The following is a 22926-nucleotide window of genomic DNA, read 5'->3' as shown; positions in this document are numbered from 1 at the left end:
GCTATCCGCGTAGGATTTTCAGCTTTGGGGATAGTACTGTCCTAGTTTCAAAATAAAAACTTAAAAGCTATAATCTACCCCAAAACTGATATAACCAGGCAAAAGCTTATATTCGGTGCTGGTATTATAAAGGTCTGTCAATTCAGCATTTCTGAAAAAGCGAGTATTGAAAATATTTTTTGCTGTCATGGTAAATCTTGTCCTATGCTGCCGCAGTTCATAAGCTAAGGAGAAATCCGAGAAATAATAGGTCTTAGAATCCTGGCCAAGGAAACTGCCAAAGCGATAGGATTCATTCTTTAGATTACACTGTATGTTTTTTCCCATATTCAAAAATACATTCAGAAACCCGCGGCTATTATGTAGTGTAGTTTTGCTATCTGAGCGATAAGTGACCGACTGCAGGGCGTAACCTGTGTAAATATTCAACCTGGATTTCCATGCACTTCTAAACGATAGTCCATAATCGTATGTCTCTGTATGGATGCGACGATTGCCCACGCCCATCACCAATGTTTCGTAATCTGCTGTATTTGCACCTAAGTCCAAACGAAAATTTCCTCCTACAGCCTTCAGGTAGTAATTAAGATCCGCCTTATAATTGCTGCTCTTTTTGTTTTTGAGCAATACCTGTTGCACAAGGCTAAAATTGGGGTCTAAACTGCTTTCTGTACCCATATAATCAAACAAAATCTGATGTCCGACCGAGAGGTTCGCAAAAAAACGATCTGTCATACTGCCATAGGTATACATCAGCGTGCCACCAGAACTGCTTAGCGTCGCTAGCTTATCCATTCCTCGAATAAAGTTTCGAACTCCTGTCGTATAATAATGGGGAATGAGCTCGGTAAGCGAGGTATTCTGTTGCTGAAAATAGAGGTCGGTTTCCAGGCGCCCTTTTGGGTGGATAACCCATTTCCCCGATAATCCAGGCGAAAGCAAGAGGTTATTTTTAGGCATGGTTTTCCCAAAATCTGTTAACCTATTCTGTACGAGACCTACCTGCAAACGAGGTGTTAATTCCCATTTATTTCGTTTAAAAGTGTACTTGGAAGTAAAGTTTGTCTGGAATACGTTTAAGTCCATCGCATTAGAAAATCCCGAGGGAGAGACTGCTTTTCCCCCTAACTCATCTGGATTTGACAGCAAATCTAATTCGGTATTAAGCTGTTGCTGCTGATAGGCCATATTGAAAGCCAACTCAAAGAAGTCACCATTTTTTTTCCGGCTTACATAATGCGTAGTGGCACCCAAATACTGTAGATTATTTTCAATATGTTGTTTTACCGCACGGATATCTTCCCCCCCAAACAAGTCTTTATAATAATATTGATCGATACTGTAATCTACTGGCGATTGCTGGTTTAGCCAACGTAGTGAGCTGACCAGTACATCCCGCTCCGAAAATTTGTAGCTATAACTCAGATTGTGGTTGGTCAAATACCCCTTGCTTTTGGTCAGTTCCTCACTTTGTACACCATTGAACAATAATGCGCCCAAATCATTTTTCCTCAAAGAACCTAGTGTACCTGAATAGCTCAACAATGTACGCTTATTGGGCTCCAACTGCAGCTCCAATTTCGTGAAGTAGTTATCGATGTTTCTGGTAAACTGATAATCTTCGGTGTTGGTAAATTGGATATCCTCCAAATGATAGTTCTGCACGGTATTTCGGTAAAATGATTTTTTAGTAGGATTTGCAAAACCCAGCCATTTGATTTTTAACTGTGGGGTCGGATTTAAAATGGTATTCAATGACAACAACTTGTCGTTATTGAAATTGGTTCTTTTATAATCAAAACCAGGCAGATTTGGTGTATTATCTATCAAAGTGGGTGTTGTTACCCCCACACCAATCTGACCTGGTTCATCTGGAGAACCAGACTGAATGAGGTGGTTGATGCTGCTTACGGCATCCACTCCGTTATTGTTAGCAGCACCCAAGAGATAATATTTGTTCTTCTTCCCAAAATTCATCAGGTTAGCACTCGCCTGAGAATATTTGGGGCCTATGGGAACCACCTGCGCATCAACAGAGCCAAGCCACTGTGCCCTACTTTCCTCCTTAAGTTGCAGATTTAGTGCAATCTTGTCCGAATTTTCGATACCTTTCAGCTGCTTATTATTGGAATACCGCTGCAATATCTGAATTTTTTCCAAGGGACGAACAGACATGCTTTGCGTCAGCAAGCGGTAGCCCTTTTCGAAAAAATCATCCCCTTCCACCATCACTTTTTCCACTTCTTTATTACCTATTTTGATACTGCCGTCGGTACCCACCTGAATACCTGGGATCTTTCGAAGTAGATCTTCTACCGTACGCTCGTCGCCCTGCAAAAAGGATTTCACAGCAAGCTCAATGGTATCTCTGCCCCGACGATAAGCCCCTTTGGAGTGGACAATCACTTCCTGCAATTGTTCCACTCCCCCAGCTGATAACTGCACATCAATTAGCGTATCGACCTGCATTGGTGTGATGGAAAGGGAAACAGACTTAAAGCTCAGCGCCTTGAATAGCAACGTAAATGATCCACTTTGGGCCGTTTGCACATGATATTTCCCCTGACCGTCGCTAAACGTATAAGCCAGCATTTTGTTATCGCCATCACGCCGTAAATCAATACGCACCCCTCCTAAAGGTTTTCCTTCAGTACTGACGCTTCCATGAATAGCAACTTGTCCATATACGGCCATACACAACAGACAAAAGCTGAGTAAGACCGCTATCCGCTTATTGATGTTCCCATTCATACACTTGCTCTACACTGCCCCTAACTTTTTGCTTCTCAACGCTTACGCCTTCCATCATTGGCATTTTGCTGTACATAATGCGCATTTGCTCTTCATTGAATTGGTCGTCTTTCTTGACAAACTCTTCCAGGCTCAATTTGGGTAAAGACTGAATATATTTATCATTTACGGGAATATCGCCAGTATAGGGATAATTTACCTCCTTCAAGTACCAATAGTTCGGATTAGCACTTTCGTTATAGAGCATCACGATAAGGCCTGGCAAGCCGCCAAATTTTGATGGTCCAACAGGCACGGGAATATCATTCGTATAATAAGCTACCAACGTAGTCCCTCGATAAGAGGCCGTTGCCTTATGGCATACATGTTTGCCCAATGTATCCACATCGGTGTAATCCGTATTCCAGACCAGCGCCGGAAATTTGTCCGTCACCAAATAGTTAACACCTTGAATGGAACGGGTTTCTAACTGTTGGTCAGTCTTATTTTGATGGATCACGACCCTGTTATACCTCTTGCCAGAACCGATTGTTATCGAAAATGAAGATGCTACTTCTTCATCGTCGGCATCTTTGTTAAGCTCTTGCTTACGAATTGGCATCGAATCACGAACAGCAATCTTCACTGTTCCATCATAATAGACCGCTTCTTTAAAAGTAGCCATTGCCGATGGAATGTATTCATATGCGGCATGAAGCCGCTGTGCAGAAGATAATCTGGAAAGGAACAGAAATAAAAAGAATATATAATATTTACACATGATAATTTAGTTTAGAAAGACGGGGTCAAAGCCCCGCTTTTGTTTTTTGTGATAATGAATAAAAAGTTAGTTGTTTGCAACCCAGTCATGCATTGCAGCAAAGAAACCCGCACAACCGCCAGCTGAAGAAGCATAATCTGTATAGACTGCGCTGCCTAGCAAAACGCCGTCGCTGCTATATATGCTTACCTTAAAATTACAGCGTACAAAGGCTGCATTCGTTTCCGTGGTTTCCTCGGTTACCCGGAGCGTATTGTTGGCCAGGCGCTGGGAAGTTGTTTTCATAGATGCATTTCCGTTGACCGGTGTTGTCGCTGTCTTAGCCGAAGCAACAGATGATAGCATAACCACTGCTACCAAACTCATCATTAATCTTTTCATTGTTTTTAAATTTACTTGTTAAACCATGGTATGATTTGATGGCATACCCTTGTATATGACGGTAAAAATAAAGACACATTTAATTATTTAAATGATGATTAAATATTTGTAAATGGTCACTTAGAATACGTAGCTGATCCGTTACTATTCGCAATGGGCTTGTTCACTGAATAACTAAAATTATGGGGAAAATCGCTATGAGATAAAAACGTACAAAGCCTTACTGTAAAGTAGCCTATCTGAAAAAAAATCGATAGAAACAACATATGAAAGATTCCGAAAAACCAAGATGTTCACACAGAAAACCTTCTGTTATATCATATTTATATTAAATTACAGTAAACTATCACTAAAAACAGCATTTAATAGTAGCTTTATAAAGCTTCAAAATTTTAAGACGTTTTACCTACATAAAATCTCTAATATTTTTCTTTATTTCACTTTTGAAATTTATATTTTAAAAAAAAGCAAACGAAATGTTATCCACAGAATATTATTTTAACAAATATTTTCTGCAACTCAGTGTATTTGCATTTCCATGGGTTGGTTCCGAAGAAATTGCAAAAGACATCGTGCAGGACGCATTTATCGTTCTAATGGGTAGACAGGACTTACTGCAAAAGGGAGAGCCCGTCATTAAGAGCTTCCTTTATAGCGCTGTAAAAAATATAGCGATGAATATCAAACGGAGAAATGTGGTATTTGATCGTGTACGGAGCCAATTTAACCCTGACCAACCGGATGACAATGATATCCTGGATAATTTAATAAACGCCGAACTGATTGGAGCTCTACATCGGGAACTCAATGAATTGCCCGAAGGTTGTCAACGAATCTGCCGTTTAATCTATCTGGACGGAATGAAGTATGACGAGGTCGCACAGGAACTCAATGTTTCAGTAAACACGGTTAAAACACAACGGATGCGTGCGATAAACCTGCTTAAAAGAAAATTTCTAAGCCTACTTCTTACATTTTTTACACTCTAACAATCAGCACCTTATAACTAAACCTCCACTTATTTCCATAAACGGATCACCCATTTCAACCGTTCAAGTTATTTAGCTTCTGAATTATGATAGAAACCGACAAAATACTATTAGCAGAACTGATTGCTCTTCTTTTGAAGGATGGTGAGTTACCATCCGACAAAGAAAACCAATTAAAAAATCTCTTACAAAAATATCCAAGCGCAAGGGATAGCTTATCTCGTCGGTTATCACAGACCGACATATATGTTCCTTTTGATCTTCGCAGTACTGATGTAAAACAAGAATGGCTCATCACACAACGTAAATTTACGGCGAAGGAAACGATTTTACAATCAAGAAAGAAGTATCTCTTCTTAAATAAACCATGGTACAAGGCTATTGGGATTGCTGCCGCCCTATTACTTGTCCTAACGCTGTTATGGCAAAGACAACAGCCAGAAAACCCTATAAACTATTTAATTCCGGACAAGATATACGGACATAAAAATGATGTTCTTCCAGGAGGAGCAGGTGCCGTTTTAAAAATTGAGGGCAAAGAAGAAATACGATTAACCGAAAAAAAGGCAATCCAATATTTTGCGCAAGGTATCGAATTAAAAGAAGGACGGCTTATATACCCCGCTAGCTTAGCAGAAAACCTAAAAAATACTTTAATAGTTCCTAAACGATCTACCATGGTATTAACCCTTAGCGATGGGACTAAAGTGTGGGTAAATGCTGCCTCTGAGCTCAGCTATAAAGCAAATTTTGATAAAAAAGAGCGAAGAGTGACACTAAAAGGTGAAGCCTATTTTGAAGTTGCAAAAGATGCACATAGGCCCTTTATTGTTGAAACAAATCATATCAATATACAGGCGATCGGAACAGCTTTCAATGTAAATTCCTATCATGCAAATACGAGAGTATCATTGACAGAAGGAAAACTTAAAGTTAGCAACTATGAAAACGAAATCTATATGAATGCTGGCAGCGAAACGGAGATTGTCGATAAAAAGCTAAAGACTTTTCCATTAGCCAGTAAGGCTGAAGCCACAGCCTTCAAAGACGGATATTTCTATTTTAAAAATAAAGATATGCAACAGATACTTGATGAATTAAGCCGTTGGTACGGAATTCAGGTCGATTGTAAGATCCCATTAAATAATGAACGGTATGAAGGTAGCATGAAAAGAGATGTAACGCTGGCGGAACTTTGTAATGTACTAAAAGATTTGACAGGTTATAAATTGACCATTGACAATGATAAACTAATTGTAAACAGATAAACTAATTATAAACAGATAAACTTATTGAGGAGGACTTTGTATGTAAAAAAGCTAAAAACCTAAATTAAGATGATAAAAATGCAGAAGTACGGCAAATACTCCTGCATCAAAATTGAATTAACACTGATCATAAACCATTAATTCTATACCAATTTATGAATAATTTATTTTATTCAAAAGGGACCTTATGTCCCGTTGACAAAGGGAAAACTCTGAACCATTTATTAAAAATGAAACTGACAGGAATCTTATTAGCGACATCCATGATGGGCGCCTACGCTTCAAGCTCCGCTCAGATAACTTTACATGCCCAAAATACCAAGATTGAGACTGTCCTGGAAAGCATTACCAAACAGACTGGTATACATTTTATCTTTAAAGAAGGATTACTAAAAAACGAAAAAGCAACGGTTGAAATCACAGATGTATCACTCGATAAGGCTTTAGATAAAATTTTCAAAAGCAGCGCTTTCTATTACATGTTACATCGTGGTACTGTTGTTATCAAGCGTAAAAATGAAGATATTTCTTTGCCAGAACAAAGTACCTCCGGCATATCCAATCTGCAGCAACAAGTCATAAAAGGAAAAGTACATGATACCAAGGGAAATCTATTGTCTGCTGTCAGCATCCTGCTAAAAGGTTCCAATACAGGAACTTCGTCAAATACGAAAGGAGAGTTCCAACTGACACTGCCCGATGGCAAAAAAGGAACCCTGATTTTTAGTGCAGTCGGATTCAAACAGCTTGAAATCCCGATTAACAATAAATCGGAGCTAAATGTTATTATGGATGCAGATGAAGTGGGGCTTGATGAAGTGGTGGTCGTCGGCTTCTCCGAAGTAGACAAAAAGCACGTTGCATCTTCCGTATCACAAATGGATATGGAGAAAATAAAAAATCGTCCAATTTTTAAAATGCAGGATGCTTTTTCAGGAACGATTCCAGGAGTCACAATGATGCGCGGAAACAGTATGCCAGGAAGTGTTCCGGGCACCATCTCTATTCGCGGAATCAGTACCTTACAAAATGCAGATCCTTTGGTCATCGTAGACGGTATGGAACAGAGCATACATGATATTGACCCGAATCAGGTTAAAAGCATTACCGTCTTAAAAGATGCCGCCTCCGCTTCTATGTATGGTTCCCGTGGCGCAAATGGCGTTATCATCATCGAAACAGAACGCGGACAGACAGGACAGTTTAAAGTCGTTACCAACAACTGGTTTGCAGTCAATAAACCCATTGATCTTCCAAAATTTGTCGGAGCCGTTGATTTTATGAAATTGCGGAACGAAACCTTAATCCAACAGGGACAATCTGCGATCTACCCCGAAGAAACAATCAACAAATATGCTTCCGGAGAATTAAAAGAAGTCAATTGGCTCGATCAAGTCATGGAACGAACGTCGACAGCAATGAATAATAACGCAAGTATATCTGGCGGTGGTGGGGTTGGTACTTTTAATTTAATGCTTGGCCATATAAAAGAAAATGGCCTCAATAAGATTGAAGGTACTCAAAAGTTTTCGGCACGTTTCAATACAAATATCAACATTGCCGATAAATTTGTATTAATGGCCGATTTCTATGCGCACCGTCTACAGGTAGATCGTCTTTTGGCAAACGATGATGGGCACGGCCTTTATAAACAGGCCTGGCGCCTGAACCCAACGCAACAAATTTTTTATGATTCTGACCTCCCCGAACACTATATCCTGCATAATAACATCAACCCAATTGCTTCAATAAAACACGGTGGCACAAAAAACAATATGTACGATCGTAGTACCATCAACTTACGTCCCAAATATAACATCAACAGCAATTTCAATATTGAGGGAAATGTCTCCTACATGATTAACAAATCGGCCAATAAACAAAAAAGGTTGACCTATAAGTTCTTTGATGAAAATGGTGCTCCGGCAGCAATTTGGGGAAATGATGTCAATGCCTCGCAAGGTGTTAGTGAAAGCCAGCTCACCGCTCGGATGCTGATTAACTTTAACAAAGAGCTCCGCCAGCACAAAGACAAGATCTATCTAACCGCAGGTTCAGAAGTCATGAATTACACCTTCACCGATTTTAGAGAAATCAGCAAAGCTTCTTTTTTCGGTAAATTAAATTATTCCTTTAACAACCGCTATATTTTAGAGTTGACTGGACGTTCAGACGGGAGTAGCAAGTTTGCCCCCGGTCATCGCTGGGGATTTTTTCCCTCGGGAGCTTTCGCCTGGAACTTACATAACGAACATTTTTTTAAACCTATTCTCGAATCGGGAACAGTTAATAACATTAAGATACGAGCTTCCTATGGACTTATCGGAAACGAAAATGTAGCGCCATACCTCTGGCAGGAATCTGTTAATACCTGGGGCTGGACAATACGTGTTCCCAATCCAAATTTCTCCTGGGAGAAACAGAAGCAATGGAATCTGGGCCTAGACGTCAATGCATTTAAAAATAGACTATCCTTTACGGCAGAGCTTTATCATAAAAATTCATACGATCTTATTTATGACCAATTTGCCGTCCCTCCGCTCACGGGATCAAATAGTCTGGAATCTGCGGTCAACATCGGTGCCGTGGAAAATAACGGTTGGGAGCTGTCAGCAAGCTGGTCCGACAAAAAGGACGATTTTTCGTATACGATTGGTGGAATGATTTTTGATAACCGCAACCGAATGCTCAAAGCGGGCTACAATGAAAACGATAGATTGATCTTTAAAGGCGATAATAACCGAATCTGGTACAAAGGTGTCCCAATCAACAATTATTATGGCTTCCAGTCTGATGGCTATTTCCAAACGCAGGCGGAAGTTGACGCAACGCCCGCTAAAATGCCAAATTCAAAACCTGGCGACATCCGCTACGTGGATAAAAATCAGGATGGTATAATCAACGATGAGGACCGCAGCTATCTGGCAGACCCTCTTCCCCATTATAACTATGCTATAAATCTGGACTTTCGCTATAAAGGCTGGGATTTCTCAGCATTGGGTCAGGGGATCGGAAAGCGCACGGGCCGCTTGATCGGACAAGAGGCCTATCCGGTGTATGTTGATGGAAACAGTAACGATCTCGGCGCACCGCGTGTCGAATATGTAGCAAACCATTGGAGCCCCGACAATCCGAATAGCCGTTTTCCACGTCTTTGGACGGGGCCAAGCCCCAATACCCTACTTAGTGATGTTTGGCTTAGCAATGCTGCCTTTTTCCGTATCAAGTCTCTTCAGCTTGGTTATACATTTCCTAAAATCGGCAAAAGCATCAAAAATTTTAGAATATATGTTAATGCGCAGGATGTATTCACGTTCACGAAATGGGAAGGTCTTGACCCCGAACGTATTGATGTCGATAGTCCTGGAACAAATGATGGGAACGGAAATTATCCACGTATGGCAACCTACAGTGTTGGACTGAGTGCGAGTATTTTTTAAAACTATGCTAATGAAAAAGAAAATTTTAACCTTGATAATTGCGCTAGCAACGTTAAGTAGCTGCGAAAAATTTCTTGATAAACGAGATCCTACCGCAACATCCTTCGACGAGTTCTTCAATACCGAAGAAGATTTACGTCGGGTAGTCTACAGTAGTTATTTGGATGTTTTTATGGGACCAGGAGAACGTCGCCTGCTCTTCTATATGTTAGATGGTCGTAGCGATAACGCCTATGCTAGAATAGAGACAGACCACCATATGATCATTGCCAATGGCAATATGACAAGCAACGCACGTTTGGCTGAGTACTATTGGACATTATATAATAAACACGTGGGGCGGATCAATACTTACCTCGCGAATATTGACATTCCCTATGTGGAAAATGAGTCGATAAGACAAAAATATAAAGCAATCTTAGAAGCACTACGTATCTGGCATTATTTCAGGATCACTGAAGTTTGGGGTGACGTACCTTTTGTCCTAGTCCCGGTTACACTTGAAGAAGCAATACCTCCAGTAACGCCGAAAGCTGAAATACTGAACAAACTATTTGAAATGAGCCAAGATGTGGCAAACAGGCTCCCTGAAAATGAAGGTACCACAAACGCCTATATGTTCAACAAATACTCCTTCAAAACGTTGGTCATGCGATATGCTCTTTACAATGGACGCTATGAGCTTGCCGCAACCCTTGCGAAGGAAATAATGGACAGTGGCAAATATCAACTTCACCCCCAATATGCTAGCCTATTCAATTATCAAGCTGACAAGACCAATAAGGAGTTTATCATCAAATTTGACATGGAAAGCCACAATAATTCTGCTACAAATTCCTTTCAGCATCTTGCCCCACAATATAAGACCGGAAATGGGCAATCTTATGTCGTTCCTTTGAAGTCTTTGGTTGATAGTTATTGGACACTACAAGGACGTTCGATTGACAAATGCCCCTTACACAGCAAGCAGGAATATGAGCTCAACCCCAAATTAAATCGCGATCCACGTTACACAGCAAGTATTTTTGGGCAGGGCGACCTATTCAACAAAGAAAAAATAGATATTTATGATTCAAAGAGTCTATTCTATTATCAAAACTTACGAAGCAGCCGATCGGGCTATTGGTTTAAGAAATTTGTCGATGAAGCTGATGCATTTCGGACGGGAGGTAATATGTACTTTGCTTTGGCACGCTACGCAGAAGTGTTATTGACCTATGCCGAAGCCAAAATTATGTTGAATAACGTAGATGAATTAGCGAAAAGCTGTATCAATCAGATTCGACAACGTGCAGGACTCGATATGAATGTAGCAGATGTCAATCTTACGGTGAGATCTCAACAAGAATGGATTGACTTAATTCGCAATGAACGAAGAGTCGAATTTGCCGGTGAGGGGCTGCGCTATAGTGATATTCTTCGATGGAAAACAGCAGAAGTAGTTCTTAATCAACCTGCATTGGGTCATATGCGACAAAGTGCGGACGGGAAATCTGAGGTGCTTAAAATTGAAGATAGAAAATTTTTGAAACATCAATACCTCTGGCCTTTCCACGAAAGTAGCTTTCAAGTCGAACCCAATCTGATCCAAAACCCGGGATACTAATGAAACAATAAAACAAGGGTAGCGCTTATACCACGCTACCTTTGTTTTATTCCTGCCGACTGCTATCTTTAGGAATTTCAGGCAATTGCGCACTAGTATGCCCATCAATTTTTTGTGCTGCAGCCATTGAAACTACCAAATCATTCAGCATAGTGCTTGCTGCTGTTGGCGAATTTGGAAGCAAGACCAAATTGCTTCTGCTATTGGCTCCAATGGCATTCAGCGTATCATAATGTTGCGTCACTACAATTAAGGCAGAAGCTTCCTGTGCATTGATATTGGCCGCATTCAGCATTTTTACCGATTCTTCCAATCCCTTCGCAATCTCTCTTCGCTGGTCTGCAATCCCCTGCCCCTGTAATTTTTTAGATTCTGCTTCAGCTTTTGCAACGGCAACAATTCGTATTCTTTGCGCCTCAGACTCATATTCTGCGGCAGTTTTTTCGCGTTCAGCAGCGTTGATCCTGTTCATAGCATGTTTCACCTGTTCATCAGGATCAATATCTGTCACCAATGCTTTGATAATATCGTAACCGTAGCTTTGCATCGCATCCTGCAATTCACTTTTTACAGCAATGGCTATATCGTCTTTTCTTACAAAAACATCATCTAATTTTGTTTTTGGAACTTCAGCACGCACAACATCAAAAACATACGATGTAATCTGATTTTCGGGATTCTCCAGACGATAATACGCGTCTTTTACATTATCTCTGATTACCTGATACTGAACAGAAACTTTCATCTTAATGAAAACATTATCCAATGTTTTGGTATCAATTATGACATCCAATTGCTTTATCCTAAGATTCAGCCGCTTAGCGATCTGATCCAAAAATGGAATTTTTAAATGCAAACCTGCATGACTTACTTTTAAAAATTTACCCAGCCTTTCTATCACGGCTGCAGACTCTTGCTTTACCGTATAAAATGAAGCAAATAATGTAATAAGTCCAAAAAAGACCAAAATTCCTAAATATAGCATAACCTTAAATTTAATATTGGTGATCTACAAACTTACACGTTTACATTCTCATTCTTCTACTTCTTACATAATTTTTCGATAAAGTTCCGAAACTCGGTTATCCATCCTAAAGATAGGCCAACGCTACATTTTACTGTGCTAGCCAACGCTGTGTTCTTTGCAATCTTGGCATAAGTCCCCCGCGATGTCCTTGCAAAAGCTCACTTTCAAAACGAAGCAGCTGCTATTAAAATAGCTATCAAGGTTAATTGGCGGTTAATATTTATTCTGGTTGGATAATGACATAATGGATAAATTGAAATTCGGTTTTAATGCGTGTACGGATGCGGGCAATTGCTTCGGTAATATCTTCTGTATCAAGATCATCCTTAAAATCAATGATAAGCATCAATATAACGTCTTCAGGAGGCTGATAGGTAGACAGCAAGCTCCGACTTTCCCTGGCGAGAATAAACGAAACAAAAACCAACAGCACCCCAACAATTACAGAAGCTAATCCATCCAATTCGGGAATCTGCAGGGAATGGCTTAGCGACATGAGGATCATGACAATCAATAGTCCCGCCACTGCTGCTCCATCCTCAAAAACAACAAGAAAACTGGAGGGGTCTTTGCTTTTAATGATCGCATCCCACCAGCCAACCCCCTTTCGGGTTTTGTTGAATGCTTTTACAGCAATAATAAAAGAAGTACCCTCAAAAATAAGCGAGAGAATCAAGACGATATAATTCCAGAAAGGATCTTTCATCAATTCGGGCTCCAGTATATGCATCAATCCCTGATAGATGGACAGCGCTCCCCCCCAAACCGAATATGAGAATAGAAACGACAAAGGACCAAAAATAAAGCTCTTTTCCATAACCAAAGGGATGAGACTGGTCGGGCGCCTTTTTACTACGTTTCAATCCATATAATATCAACAGCTGATTAGCCGTATCAACTGTGGAATGAATTCCTTCAGAAATCATAGAAGAACTGTTGGTAAAAGATCCGGCGATAAATTTGGTCAGCGCTATCAGAAGATTGGCAGCAAGGGCACTGTAAATTGATGTTTTATTATTGTCCATGATATAATAGCCTCTATTTTTTGCTGTCCGCCATGAAATATTATACTTAAAATTATTCGATATTATTACTTTCAAACTGCCGTCACCCAATTTTTGTTTACTTTAAATACCTTCAAACATAGTTCAGTGCGATTTTTGTTATTTATCATTAAGATGACCCGTACTTTTACCTTTTTTAAAGTAGTTTTATATCCATATAATTGTCTTTATAACACCATACGACATCTTTATGAACAGCTCCGAACAAAGAGAACAATTACGAATTGAAAATCTCGAGCTCAACAACCGGATTACTGAACTAACTGACTTTATCGACAGTGCATCTCTAGCACTACATTGGGTTAACCGGGAAGGGGTTATTATTTGGGCCAATCAAGCTGAACTTGACCTTCTTGGTTATCGTAAGGAAGAATATATTGGTTTCCCCATTGCAGACTTTCACACAGATCAGGATACCATTTCGAAAATCCTACACATGCTTTTAAATAATCAACGTGTGGAGGATTATCCAGCAAGTCTGAGGTGCAAAAATGGAGATATAAAGCATGTTGTTATAAATTCCAGTGCTTTGATGAAGGATGACGAATTTGTCCATTCGATGTGTTTTACCAAAGATGTTACGGAAGCCGTACTTGCAGAAAAAAGAAGAGATAAACTCACAGCAATCCTACAGGAGAAGGAAGAGCGACTTCGCCTTGCCATCGCCTCTACCGGACTAGGGACCTGGGATTGGGACGCTGCGAAAGGAATAGTTCAACTTTCCCCACAGGCTCAAGAAATTTTGGAACTTTCTGCCCCAATCCAAAAGAAAGAAGCGATGATAACGCTCATCCATCCGGAAGATCAACCCGCTATTTTCCAGCAAATGAAAGGGCTGAGCGAAAATAAAATGGACGGCCATTTTGAGTTTACCTGCCGCATTATAAGACCTATCACACATGGGATTGCCTTTGTAAAAATCACGGGATCGGCTTTCTTTAGCGGCAGCAAAGAATCGCGCAGGATTATCGGAGCGCTTATGGATGTGACAGATCAGAAAAAAGCGACAGAAAAAAGTGCCGAACTCGCAGCCATTGTTAACTCATCCTACGATGCGATTATCGGAAAGACACTAGACGGTATTATAACCAGCTGGAACGACGCTGCGACGAATCTTTTTGGCTATTCAAATGCGGAAACGATCGGTCAGTCCATCCTAAAATTAATTCCACGAGATAGGCATTCTGAAGAAGATTATATCCTGGGGCGAATGCGCATGGGACATTCCATCAAGCATTTTGAAACTGTTCGGCAGACAAAATCAGGCAAATTGGTCGATTTGTCGCTGACGATATCCCCCATAAAAAACGATCTCGGCGAGATCATTGGTGTATCAAAAATTGCAAGGGATATCAGCGAAAAAAAGCAGGAAGAGAAGCGAAAAAATACGTTTATATCCGTAGCAAGCCACGAACTCAAAACACCGCTCACCACAGTCTTGATGAGTGCGCAGATGATGCAACAGCATGCAACTATATTTGGTGAAAAAAGTGCCCAGATAGGAACTAAGATCGAATCCCAAGTAAGAAAAATGATGCTCATGATTGCGGATTTTCTAAGTATAACGGAGGTAGACGAAGGAAAATTGCAACTTCACCAAACCATTTTTCAGCTTGACAAATTAATGCGAGACTGTATTAATGATTTGGAAACGAATCGGCACAGCATTGAACTGCGTTGCGATCCTACCGTTCATATTTTAGCTGACTGGCCCAAAATGGATCAGGTTTTTGCCAACTTACTTAACAATGCCATAAAATACTCTCCCCACGGCGGAACGATTATTATTGGCACGCAGATAATAGGCGAAAAAGTACGTATATATGTTCAGGATGAAGGGATTGGAATCGAGCCCAAACATCAAAAAAATATTTTTAAATCATTCTATCGGGTGGATAACCTAAATACTTCTAACATATCTGGATTTGGCATCGGCCTATATTTGGTCGCAGAAATCCTGCGAAAACATGGTTCACAGATACACGTTCAAAGCGCCAAGGATAAGGGATCTATTTTCTATTTTGATTTTCCGTTCACCTACGCTTCAAACTAAATAAATCTATAAGCCTACTAGATCTACATTCCAGCAGATCTACAGTATTAATATACCGACTAGAGCAGCCCGACCTCACTTTGTCTAATAACTAACTCTTTCTGGGCAAATTGTATTTCAAGTTTTTTCTTGAATTGTTTCCAGTAGGCATGGTCGATTTCAGCAACCATGATTTCATAAACCACATTCTCGTCTTTAATTGGCTGTTTTTTAGGATCGATCCATATACCAATGGCAGGGGCACGCGTATAAGCTGTTATCCCGCCAAAGTCTTTAATGAGCTGCTTACCAATATCCTGAAATAGTTGAGCGGAGAAGGGTGTTCCCGACGCATCGTAGAGTGGAAGAAAAAGTTCAATTTTTTTGATGGGCTGACTGTTACTTTTTGCTTTTTCTATTGCCTTACATGCATCTTTAGCACTTAGAATTTTCAAAGGCTGGAAATTTTTGCCTTCCTGTTTATTATAATTTATGAAGAACTGTTGCAGTTCATCGAGCACGGTTTCAGGCAATTGGGCGACACGATGAATGTGACCAAAGACGGCTGAAGCCTCTGGCACAACCAAAAACCGGTCATTTTCTACAGTGTCGCCATCTTTATTTTGCTGTATCGCCCTTATTGCACCAATTATTCTGCATTTCAATATACAGCCAGGAAACGTCCCTTGTTCCGAAATAACGATAATATCCAAAGGGTCACCATCCTCTCCTACCGTGCCCGGGATAAAACCGAAATCATAGGGGAAAACTGAGCCCAAAGGAAGGTATTTTGCTAGAACAAATCCGCCACATTTTGGCTCATAGTTGTATTTAGCATTTGAATTTTTGGGTGTTTCAACCGTGCAGAATATGTATTTCATCGTCATTTCTAAAATGGTTTTCGGCTCAATATCGACTTATTAAAACTAATGAGTTTTATAGTGAACAGTAGCATCTACAATTTCGTTTACGATTTTATAACAAATTTAAAGCGTCTAGGTCTTTACACCTTTTGCCTTTTTGATAGATTGCTCTATCCTTCCCAAACGCTTTCTCCAGGCCATGACTTGCGGTTCTTCATATCTTGGAAGGCCATCCTCCTGCATTAATCCCAGTACTTTGGCCAAACGCTGACTTAAGTCCGCTGACCCACCGTTCAGCTTCTTCCATTTGCGCTGATCTTTCAACAGATCATTTTCATAGGCAGCGAGCGCCTTCTTTATGGTACTTAGCTCTTTCTTGTACATTTTCTGCCTATGATATACAATCATGAGCCGATTATATGCAGCGGTATACAGCTTATCCTTTGCGATAACTGTATGATAGTTTTTGACAGCATCCTCCAATTTGCCTTCGGATTCTAACAATTTAGCCTATTTCATTAATTCGTTGATAGACAGACGTGCTGTGGATCTTTGATCAGCCATTTCAATACGATTGTTCGAGACCATAAAACGCGGGTATGAGCCCGGATCATAAAGCGATTGCCTTTCCTAGGGAATCTCGATAGAAGGACAAGATTCAGCAAATAATAGTTTGTCTACTGATTACATCCTCCATAGAACCTTTTCACTCCGCAACTATTCCAGCGTTGCTAGCTGGAATTCTTCAGTACGATGTTAGCATTTTAAACGAATACACAATTGGTTAAAACTAATTCCTGTATAGTTCGGTTTACTTTCTAAAATCTCAAACTTAATCATTTTAAAACTAAGTCATTATGAGCACTATTCTGATAAAAGATATCATTCAGCAATTAAAGGATGTGGAGCACGCCGATCTATGGATCGATGAAAATTTTGAAAAAAAATTAGCTACGGTGACCGAATCATCTGTTTATGAGCGTCCTATCCCAGAAATGCACAGTGTAGCGGAACTGATGTCGCATCTCATTGAATGGCGTAAGGAGGTTCTAAGCCGATTGAAGGGAAATCCACGGGGACTCGAAATGAACGAAGCTAGGAATTGGCGAACGAATGACGAACTGAAGACAACAGGCTGGAAAAAGCTGTTGGAAGATTTCTGGGATAGTCAGCGACACGTTATTCACTTTCTCAACCGCAAAGACGATTCCTTCCTCGAACAACCCTATAAACATGCGAATCCTGATTTCCCGCATAACCTTAAATATCTCCTGACAGGCCTTATCCATCACGATTTTTACCACCTGGGTCAGCTGGGTATCACTATTAAATTTTTGAAGCTAAAAAACACGTGAATGTAATATGAGATAGTTGCGTTGGTCATTTTTTTGAAACGATACTGTTTTGACCACTGTTTATCTAGAAATCAAAACTCATAAGATCATGAAAAGAATATTTTTGACCCTAGCAATTGCATTTTCTATTGTTGCTGTCCAAAGTTGCGGCAATGCAAATAACGACAGCAAAAAAACAGCGGACAGTATCAACGAAACAAAAGCACCAGAAAACATAGACGATAATAATACGGCAACGACGCCTGTTGCTGTCAGTGAAGACGATGCAAAATTCGTTACTGAAGCAGCGAACGGTGGCATGGCTGAGGTAGAACTTGGAAAACTGGCAAAGGAAAAAGGCCAGCATCTGGATGTAAAAGCCTTCGGCGAAATGATGATTAGAGATCATTCCAAAGCAAATGATGAACTTGCAACGCTTGCACAAGCAAAAAATATCACGCTACCAGCCACCTTGGGTACAGATGAGCAAAATTTGAAGGATGAATTGTCCAAAAAGTCGCCCGGAGACTTCGATAAATCGTATATCGAAGATATGGTTAAAGACCATGAAAAGGATATCAAGCTGTTTGAGGACGCTAGTAAAAATCTTAAAGATACCGAGCTGAAAGCGTTTGTAGATAAGACTCTACCAACACTTAGAAACCACTTAGATCATGCTAAAAGTGTAAAAGATAAGTTGAAATAATAGCAAAACACAGGGGCTGGTATAGGATATTGGTCCCTGTCTTTTTTAATTACACCTCAACTGCCCCAGCGATACGAAATCCTCTCCTCGGGTATTATCGCGCTCCGATCTTTTTTTACCGAACTGTCTGCTTGCGTTTCTGACGCAATCGCCCCTATATTTGTCGTATTTCCACAGTATTTTCCTGGGAAATCGTAATGATATTTGTCATGTACATTTTAAATAAATTCGTTATGAACACACGTATCAAAACCAATACTATTTTTAAATCATTACTTTATATCATTATGATGATTACTATTATGCAATCTTATGCCCAAATTAAACCCTCGGCTCAAGGTTTAGTACACCTTAAGGACAGCAAGGTATATTATGAAATTTATGGTACTGGAAAACCGATTGTATTATTACACGGCGCTTTTATGACCATCAGCACAAACTGGAGTCAGCTCATACCCGAACTGTCAAAAAACAGGAAAGTCATCGCCATTGAGTTGCAGGGCCATGGCCATTCACCCTATTCTGATAGAAAATTTGACCACGCCATACTTGCAGCTGATGTCGCCAAAGTGATGGATTATCTGAAAATTGAACATGCTGCAGTGCTTGGCTACAGCTTTGGAGGGGCAGTAGCCTACCAATTTGCCATTCAGTATCCGAAGCGCTTAGATGAATTAGTCATTATTTCTGCTACCTATAAAAGTAAGGGATGGATGCCGGAAATTAACAAAGCCTTCCAGAACATGAAACCAGCATTATTTGAAAATAGTCCGATGCAGCAAGCCTATGAAACCGTTGCTCCCGACAAAACAAAGTGGACAAAATTTTTGGAACAGATGATCTCATTGGCACAGCAACCATATGATCTGGGAGACGCAAATATTGCCAAAATATCTTCACCTGTACTCTTGATTGCTGGAGACAACGACGGTCTAGACAAGATCGAGCTGGTAAAAACATATCAATTATTGGGCGGTGAAGTAGTTGGTGACTTTGGACAAATGCCGAAATCCCAATTAGCTATTATCCCAGGACAAAGCCACGTCAGCCTGATAGGCCAAACTGGTAGCATTTTAGGTTATCTGAATAGCTTTTTAAAATAATCCACACAGCATACACTGTACTTATTGTTTGTCAAACTGTGCCGTCTTACCAATAACATCTGCTAAGGAAACACGAAAATTAAGATAAACAGGCTTTTCATCTGCTCCTGAATATAAGCCCTGAAATCATTTGATTGGCTAATGAATAGCGAATCAAATGATTTTCTCTATATTTAATCACCGTCATGCGACGAACATAATCGTTGACAGTTAGAAGGATAAAAAATGGTTAAACTACCTCAATCTTATTACACTAATACAAATACCATATTCCTGGCGGAAGATCTGTTAGGAAAAGTTCTCTATACGCAAAAAGATGGCCTGGTAACAGCGGGTAGAATTGTCGAGACCGAAGCTTACTTTGGCATTATGGATAAAGCATCCCATGCATTTAACGGAAAGAGAACATCGAGAACCGAGCCGATGTACAAGGAAGGTGGCGTCGCCTATGTATACCTCTGTTATGGTATTCACCATCTGTTGAATATTGTGACTTCTGGAGCAGACGATCCCCAATGCGTTCTAATTAGAGGGATTGAACCGTTGGTTGGCATTGACGTAATGGCATTGCGGAGACCTGTGCGACCCGAAAAACCCTCCTTCTCCAACGGACCGGGATCTACAGCTAAAGCTTTGGGAATTGACGCCTCATTTAATAGCGCATTATTGACCGGTGATAGCATATGGATTGAAGATCAGGGAATAAAATACAGTTCAGCACAAATCGGAAAAGCAGCACGAATCGGTATCGCTTATGCTCAGGAGCACGCAGTCCTACCCCTGCGTTTTTTTGTAAAGGACAGTAGATACGCCAGGAAGGGATAACCCAGTTGCATGCTATAATCTGTTAACTTCGCTACCGATAGTTACATAAAAATAAAAAACCAATATGATCAATCAAATAAAAAAATTAAAGGGAAATGCGCTTGCCTTGGAAATACTCGGATCATTTACAGAACCTGATGCGCTGTTGATATAGCAGCTTTTCAAAGAAAAATTGAATGAAGGTTATGTGCATGTTAACATCTTGATTAAAGTTACAGGTATGGCTGTGATTAAAGACATGAAATTAAAAGCATTTTTTGAAGGTGAATTATGGGGAATTAAACATTTCGGAAAAATCGGCCGCTGTGCCGTTGTATCTCATTCAGATTTCATGAAGTCAATAATCCATATTGAAAACAAGATACTCCATCTATTTAACTCGGCTTTAGAAGAGCGTTATTTTGATGAAAATCAGTTAGAAGAAGCATTAGCATTTATTGAAAATAACCATACAACAAACTGATGATATGTTAGTTAAGCCTACTTGATTAGTAGTAGAATTCTCCTGATTCAACTCCGATTTAATGATAAAAAGTTGATTCTTTATTCTTCTATTTTTCGCATATTAGCGCTGAATAAATTAACCCATTTTAAACAAGTAAAAACTTACTACCATGGAAAGACCTTATGATGGTATAGCAATCATTGAGCAAACGCCAAACGGATATCAGATTACCATTCCGGCAAAAAAACATGTGCCTGTCATGATGTTCCTGAGTTTGTGGCTGGTCGCCTGGGCTGTTGGATTCATGTTTGTTGGTTCAGCCTACCTAAATGACTTTTTTAATAACGGAACTAAGGGATTGGGATTTGATCGTCTATTTACGATAGTCTGGTTAGCCGGTTGGACCATTGTCGGTTTATTTGTTATTAAAACCTTATTGTGGTATTTAATTGGCAAAGAAATCATCTTGTAAGACCGTGAGCAGATCAGTATTGCCAGAAAAAATGATATATTCTTCAGGGACAAGGCATTTGATCTACGCGAAGTAAAGCATTTTCATGTTGAGGAAGAACCTCTTGAGTTCATTTTTTTAAGCCGCAGGAATGATTTATCACCGTTTTAAAAATAGAGGTACTATTCGATTTGAATATGGTTTTAAAACAATAAAGTTCGCGAATGATATGGATCAAGCTGAAGCAAATCACATCTTAGAAACATTCAGATCATCGGGTTATCTGAACTCAGCCAATTTTGATTAAAGAACTAGTGCGACCAACGACAACAACGCGATTTATTGCTGAACTTTCGGGTCAGCCTGCTGTTTTTCGATTATTTTCCGGAACAGGATAAATTCTAAGATGGTGCTGGCTAGATAAATAACGGAGAACAGAAGCAGCATTTTTAACGGGTCAAGAACCATATGATATCTATAAAATCCAACCAAAATATAAATGATCAGTAAGATCAGGCAAACAGCCGGTATTCCCGAAAATGTCAAAAACGATAATCCTTTATTACGGCGAATTTTTTCGATATGATTTAGAAAAAATAGTAAGGAACATAAAATCACCGCGAAAAGATAAATTGTTGAAAAACCCAAATTGACAATAATATCCAGAATAACGATGATTGTCTCGAGAAATCCCGTAGCAGCCGTATCCGTCTCTGCGATAACAAGTCGGTACAGTATAAATAGCGCGACACTTATCAATACATTAACCAACCAAAATCTGAATATAATTTTTCCCATATTACTTCGTATTTTACAATTGCTGTTGCTGATTTCTTGGTTTTATGAATAATATAACCGAGATAACGTTTTGTTTATGCATTGACAACTCCTTCAAGTACGCTTACAAAGATATCAAATTATTTTCTGGCACTGATACACGAATATAAAGTCAATCTCGGCGAATAGTAATTATTATGCCATCTAATAAGCCTAACAGCAGACAAAACGGAGCCAAAATCCACCCTGCTTATTTTCAACTTTTAATTAACCACCTGCTGAAATTCAGGGCTTAAAAAGAGCCCATTTTTGGAGGCTATACAGATCAAGCACAGATGAAGCACATGCTAAGCACAGATAAAGCACGGATATACCACTGTTCGGGTACAAGGGGTTAGTGCCTTGAAAGTGCTTTAAACGCACTATGAAAGTATCTCTATCGTGGATAAAATGGTTGTTTTTTTCCCTCGGCGAGCATATACAATATTTAACTTAAAGAAAACATAGTCTCCATATCGTCGCCTAAATTCGAGGTCAATAGAGGTAATTTCACAAGCCTCTCCAACAAATCGTAATTTCAACTAAATTGGTATATTGCGCTGCAATATGGTGTAAATTTTAAATTATCCGAATCTATTGACTGAGTACCCTAAAGCAATTAAATTCAAATATCCATGGCGTAAATACCAATTACGGGTACTTGAAGAATTACAGGAGCATCTTAAAGATGGTCATTTACATGTGGTGGCACCTCCCGGCTCAGGTAAGACGGTCCTGGGGCTTGAAGTTGCTATACGCATCAATAAACCAACGCTAATTCTCGCACCGACACGTGCAATCCGTAACCAATGGATACAACGGTTTTGTGAACTTTTTCTTCAATCGGATACCGTGCAGTGGGAAGCACATGTAGGGAATTGTGAATTAATTTTTACCCAAACAATTGCTGGTAGAAAATTGATCTTAAAAGCGCGGGTGAAATCATTGGCTGCGCAGCTGGATGAAAAAGTACTGCAGGTAAGCAAGTGGCGGTGAAGAAATAAGTTAAAAAAGAATTTCTCCCATTCTGCAGCCAGCCACTACCGCGGACTTTCAACTGTTTAA

Annotated in this window: 21 protein-coding genes; 12 read left to right on the top strand and 9 right to left on the bottom strand. The window is 39.8% G+C overall.

Annotated features, from left to right (window positions below):
* Positions 1-60: 60 nt before the first annotated feature.
* The 3 genes from B2O97_RS20220 to B2O97_RS20210 all read right to left on the bottom strand — a co-directional run bounded on the left by B2O97_RS20220 (position 61) and on the right by B2O97_RS20210 (position 3892).
* Positions 61-2751 (bottom strand): carboxypeptidase-like regulatory domain-containing protein, encoded by a 2691-nt coding sequence (locus tag B2O97_RS20220; RefSeq protein WP_139145065.1) that lies wholly within the window; start codon positions 2749-2751, stop codon positions 61-63.
* The gene (locus tag B2O97_RS20215; RefSeq protein WP_070568541.1) at positions 2732-3511 is read right to left on the bottom strand and encodes a GLPGLI family protein; all 780 of its coding nucleotides are present in this window, start codon (positions 3509-3511) and stop codon (positions 2732-2734) included. Before B2O97_RS20215 ends, B2O97_RS20220 begins: the two co-directional genes overlap by 20 nt.
* A 66-nt stretch (positions 3512-3577) precedes the next feature.
* Positions 3578-3892 carry a hypothetical protein gene (locus tag B2O97_RS20210; protein ID WP_139145066.1) on the bottom strand — a complete coding sequence of 105 codons (315 nt, stop codon included), beginning with the start codon at positions 3890-3892 and terminating at the stop codon, positions 3578-3580.
* A 476-nt stretch (positions 3893-4368) separates the two neighbouring features.
* Here B2O97_RS20210 and B2O97_RS20205 point away from each other — a divergent pair, with 476 nt between their 5' ends.
* From B2O97_RS20205 to B2O97_RS20190, 4 genes are all read left to right on the top strand, one after another.
* Positions 4369-4881 (top strand): sigma-70 family RNA polymerase sigma factor, encoded by a 513-nt coding sequence (locus tag B2O97_RS20205; RefSeq protein WP_070568551.1) that lies wholly within the window; start codon positions 4369-4371, stop codon positions 4879-4881.
* Between the two features lie 86 nt (positions 4882-4967).
* Positions 4968-6149, top strand: a complete 1182-nt coding sequence (locus tag B2O97_RS20200; RefSeq protein ID WP_070568559.1) for a FecR family protein — start codon at positions 4968-4970, stop codon at positions 6147-6149.
* A 230-nt stretch (positions 6150-6379) separates the two neighbouring features.
* Positions 6380-9589 (top strand): SusC/RagA family TonB-linked outer membrane protein, encoded by a 3210-nt coding sequence (locus B2O97_RS20195; RefSeq protein WP_115049525.1) that lies wholly within the window; start codon positions 6380-6382, stop codon positions 9587-9589.
* Between the two features lie 10 nt (positions 9590-9599).
* A complete protein-coding gene (locus B2O97_RS20190; RefSeq protein WP_286768023.1) occupies positions 9600-11195 on the top strand; it encodes a RagB/SusD family nutrient uptake outer membrane protein in 1596 nt (531 codons plus the stop codon).
* A 46-nt stretch (positions 11196-11241) separates the two neighbouring features.
* Here the strand turns inward: B2O97_RS20190 and B2O97_RS20185 are convergent, their stop codons facing one another.
* From B2O97_RS20185 to B2O97_RS20175, 3 genes are all read right to left on the bottom strand, one after another.
* Positions 11242-12180, bottom strand: a complete 939-nt coding sequence (locus B2O97_RS20185) for an SPFH domain-containing protein (protein ID WP_070568567.1) — start codon at positions 12178-12180, stop codon at positions 11242-11244.
* A 262-nt stretch (positions 12181-12442) separates the two neighbouring features.
* The gene (locus B2O97_RS20180; protein ID WP_254667752.1) at positions 12443-12928 is read right to left on the bottom strand and encodes a cation transporter; all 486 of its coding nucleotides are present in this window, start codon (positions 12926-12928) and stop codon (positions 12443-12445) included.
* Positions 12876-13322, bottom strand: a complete 447-nt coding sequence (locus B2O97_RS20175) for a cation diffusion facilitator family transporter (protein ID WP_286768022.1) — start codon at positions 13320-13322, stop codon at positions 12876-12878. The genes B2O97_RS20180 and B2O97_RS20175 overlap by 53 nt, the downstream gene beginning before the upstream one ends.
* A 154-nt stretch (positions 13323-13476) precedes the next feature.
* Between B2O97_RS20175 and B2O97_RS20170 the strand changes: the two genes are divergently transcribed.
* The gene (locus B2O97_RS20170) at positions 13477-15339 is read left to right on the top strand and encodes a PAS domain-containing sensor histidine kinase (protein ID WP_286768021.1); all 1863 of its coding nucleotides are present in this window, start codon (positions 13477-13479) and stop codon (positions 15337-15339) included.
* Positions 15340-15398: 59 nt separating this feature from the next.
* On the opposite strand, the gene B2O97_RS20165 is transcribed toward B2O97_RS20170, so the two are convergent.
* Both B2O97_RS20165 and B2O97_RS20160 read right to left on the bottom strand, forming a co-directional pair.
* On the bottom strand, positions 15399-16199 hold the full coding sequence (locus tag B2O97_RS20165) for an inorganic diphosphatase (protein ID WP_286768020.1): 801 nt from the start codon (positions 16197-16199) through the stop codon (positions 15399-15401).
* A gap of 114 nt (positions 16200-16313) precedes the next feature.
* A complete protein-coding gene (locus B2O97_RS20160; protein ID WP_070568576.1) occupies positions 16314-16685 on the bottom strand; it encodes a hypothetical protein in 372 nt (123 codons plus the stop codon).
* 353 nt (positions 16686-17038) lie between these two features.
* Here B2O97_RS20160 and B2O97_RS20155 point away from each other — a divergent pair, with 353 nt between their 5' ends.
* The 6 genes from B2O97_RS20155 to B2O97_RS20130 all read left to right on the top strand — a co-directional run bounded on the left by B2O97_RS20155 (position 17039) and on the right by B2O97_RS20130 (position 21066).
* On the top strand, positions 17039-17536 hold the full coding sequence (locus B2O97_RS20155) for a DinB family protein (RefSeq protein WP_070568579.1): 498 nt from the start codon (positions 17039-17041) through the stop codon (positions 17534-17536).
* A gap of 88 nt (positions 17537-17624) precedes the next feature.
* Positions 17625-18221, top strand: coding sequence for a DUF4142 domain-containing protein (locus tag B2O97_RS20150; RefSeq protein ID WP_070568583.1), 597 nt, complete (start codon positions 17625-17627; stop codon positions 18219-18221).
* A gap of 233 nt (positions 18222-18454) precedes the next feature.
* Entirely contained in the window at positions 18455-19324 is an 870-nt protein-coding gene (locus B2O97_RS20145; RefSeq protein ID WP_070568807.1) for an alpha/beta fold hydrolase, read from the top strand.
* 225 nt (positions 19325-19549) lie between these two features.
* Entirely contained in the window at positions 19550-20149 is a 600-nt protein-coding gene (locus tag B2O97_RS20140) for a DNA-3-methyladenine glycosylase (protein ID WP_070568586.1), read from the top strand.
* A gap of 172 nt (positions 20150-20321) precedes the next feature.
* Positions 20322-20612 carry an STAS/SEC14 domain-containing protein gene (locus tag B2O97_RS20135; protein WP_070568589.1) on the top strand — a complete coding sequence of 97 codons (291 nt, stop codon included), beginning with the start codon at positions 20322-20324 and terminating at the stop codon, positions 20610-20612.
* A gap of 151 nt (positions 20613-20763) precedes the next feature.
* Positions 20764-21066: a hypothetical protein gene (locus tag B2O97_RS20130; protein WP_070568592.1), complete on the top strand. Its 303-nt coding sequence runs from the start codon at positions 20764-20766 to the stop codon at positions 21064-21066.
* Between the two features lie 318 nt (positions 21067-21384).
* Here the strand turns inward: B2O97_RS20130 and B2O97_RS20125 are convergent, their stop codons facing one another.
* A complete protein-coding gene (locus B2O97_RS20125; protein ID WP_070568595.1) occupies positions 21385-21843 on the bottom strand; it encodes a hypothetical protein in 459 nt (152 codons plus the stop codon).
* Positions 21844-22458: 615 nt separating this feature from the next.
* Here B2O97_RS20125 and B2O97_RS20120 point away from each other — a divergent pair.
* Positions 22459-22857 (top strand): DEAD/DEAH box helicase family protein, encoded by a 399-nt coding sequence (locus B2O97_RS20120; protein ID WP_070568598.1) that lies wholly within the window; start codon positions 22459-22461, stop codon positions 22855-22857.
* Positions 22858-22926 lie beyond the last annotated feature (69 nt).

It is taken from the genome of Sphingobacterium sp. UBA865 (genome assembly GCF_002295765.1).
GTDB classification, from domain to species: Bacteria; Bacteroidota; Bacteroidia; order Sphingobacteriales; family Sphingobacteriaceae; genus Sphingobacterium; species Sphingobacterium multivorum.
Note: the sequence above shows the minus strand (reverse complement) of the source record. Positions and strands in the feature narration are given on the sequence as shown.

Bases quoted from the DNA above. Each gene is read 5' to 3' on its own strand.
- B2O97_RS20220 (WP_139145065.1), bottom strand. From the start codon at position 2,751: ATGAATGGGAACATCAATAAGCGGATAGCGGTCTTACTCAGCTTTTGT.
- B2O97_RS20215 (WP_070568541.1), bottom strand. From the start codon at position 3,511: ATGTGTAAATATTATATATTCTTTTTATTTCTGTTCCTTTCCAGATTA.
- B2O97_RS20210 (WP_139145066.1), bottom strand. From the start codon at position 3,892: ATGAAAAGATTAATGATGAGTTTGGTAGCAGTGGTTATGCTATCATCT.
- B2O97_RS20205 (WP_070568551.1), top strand. From the start codon at position 4,369: ATGTTATCCACAGAATATTATTTTAACAAATATTTTCTGCAACTCAGT.
- B2O97_RS20200 (WP_070568559.1), top strand. From the start codon at position 4,968: ATGATAGAAACCGACAAAATACTATTAGCAGAACTGATTGCTCTTCTT.
- B2O97_RS20195 (WP_115049525.1), top strand. From the start codon at position 6,380: ATGAAACTGACAGGAATCTTATTAGCGACATCCATGATGGGCGCCTAC.
- B2O97_RS20190 (WP_286768023.1), top strand. From the start codon at position 9,600: ATGAAAAAGAAAATTTTAACCTTGATAATTGCGCTAGCAACGTTAAGT.
- B2O97_RS20185 (WP_070568567.1), bottom strand. From the start codon at position 12,180: ATGCTATATTTAGGAATTTTGGTCTTTTTTGGACTTATTACATTATTT.
- B2O97_RS20180 (WP_254667752.1), bottom strand. From the start codon at position 12,928: ATGAAAGATCCTTTCTGGAATTATATCGTCTTGATTCTCTCGCTTATT.
- B2O97_RS20170 (WP_286768021.1), top strand. From the start codon at position 13,477: ATGAACAGCTCCGAACAAAGAGAACAATTACGAATTGAAAATCTCGAG.
- B2O97_RS20165 (WP_286768020.1), bottom strand. From the start codon at position 16,199: ATGAAATACATATTCTGCACGGTTGAAACACCCAAAAATTCAAATGCT.
- B2O97_RS20155 (WP_070568579.1), top strand. From the start codon at position 17,039: ATGAGCACTATTCTGATAAAAGATATCATTCAGCAATTAAAGGATGTG.
- B2O97_RS20150 (WP_070568583.1), top strand. From the start codon at position 17,625: ATGAAAAGAATATTTTTGACCCTAGCAATTGCATTTTCTATTGTTGCT.
- B2O97_RS20145 (WP_070568807.1), top strand. From the start codon at position 18,455: ATGAACACACGTATCAAAACCAATACTATTTTTAAATCATTACTTTAT.
- B2O97_RS20140 (WP_070568586.1), top strand. From the start codon at position 19,550: ATGGTTAAACTACCTCAATCTTATTACACTAATACAAATACCATATTC.
- B2O97_RS20130 (WP_070568592.1), top strand. From the start codon at position 20,764: ATGGAAAGACCTTATGATGGTATAGCAATCATTGAGCAAACGCCAAAC.
- B2O97_RS20125 (WP_070568595.1), bottom strand. From the start codon at position 21,843: ATGGGAAAAATTATATTCAGATTTTGGTTGGTTAATGTATTGATAAGT.